This is a genomic window from Streptomyces sp. SD15, assembly GCF_054462255.1.
Genome location: NZ_JBTLMO010000143.1, coordinates 1 through 1,048 on the forward strand (window position 1 = coordinate 1; position 1,048 = coordinate 1,048).

Below are 1,048 nucleotides of genomic sequence, written 5' to 3' on the forward strand. Positions count from 1 at the left end.
TGTTCTGTCTCGGGAGGTTGTGGACGGGTGAGCCAGGTCTCGGCTGAGGGATCTTGAACAGGTGAGGGCCTTCCGGTTCGGTGTGGATTGCGACGTCTACACCAACAGAAAGGCCCTCGTGCCCCACCGTAATGCACCCCTGACCGAGACCGGCCGTCTGCGCCTGGCCCGCTGCGTGGTCGAGGACGGCTGGACCCTGCGCAGGGCCGCCGAGCGCTTCCAGGTCTCACCGACCACGGCCCAGCGATGGGCCGAGCGCTACCGGCAGTTCGGCGAGGCCGGGATGTACGACCGCTCCTCCCGCCCGTATACGAGCCCGCGCCGCACCCCGACCCGCACCGAGCGCCGCATCATCAAGGTCCGCGTCCTGCGCCGGTGGGGACCGGCCCGCATCGCGCACCTGCTGCGGCTGGTGCCCTCGACCGTGCACCGCATCCTGACCCGATTCGGCCTGGCCCGCCTCACCCACCTGGACCGGGCCACCGGCCGCGTCATACGCCGCTACGAACGCGACCGGCCCGGCGAGCTGGTCCACGTGGACATCAAGAAGCTCGGCAACATCCCCGACGGCGGGGGCCACAAAGTCCTGGGCCGGGCGGCCGGCCGCAAGAAGCGTTCCGGCGTCGGCTACAGCTACCTGCACACCGCCGTCGACGACCACTCCCGCCTCGCCTACAGCGAGATCCACCCCGACGAGCGCAAGGAGACCGCCACCGGCTTTTGGACCCGCGCCCAGGCGTTCTTCACCCAGGCCGGGATCACCGTCGAACGGGTCCTGACCGACAACGGCTCCTGCTACCGCTCACGCGACTGGCGCGAAGCTCTCGCAGCAGCCGGGATCACCCACAAGCGAACCCGGCCCTACCGGCCGCAGACCAACGGCAAGGTCGAACGCTTCAACCGCACTCTGCTGGACGAATGGGCCTACGCCCGCCCCTACCGCTCAGAGGCCGAACGACGCGAAGCGTTCCCCGCATGGCTGCATACCTACAATCACCACCGCGGACACACCGCGCTCGCAGGCAAACCACCCGCCAGCCGCGTCCCC

1 protein-coding gene is annotated in these 1,048 nt (G+C 69.8%); it reads left to right on the top strand.

Annotation, left to right across the window (positions count from 1 at the left end; genetic code table 11):
* Window positions 1–118: 118 nt before the first annotated feature.
* Window positions 119–1,048: IS481 family transposase (locus ACX28W_RS43910; protein ID WP_459005692.1), on the top strand; the 930-nt coding region annotated here is incomplete at its 3' end.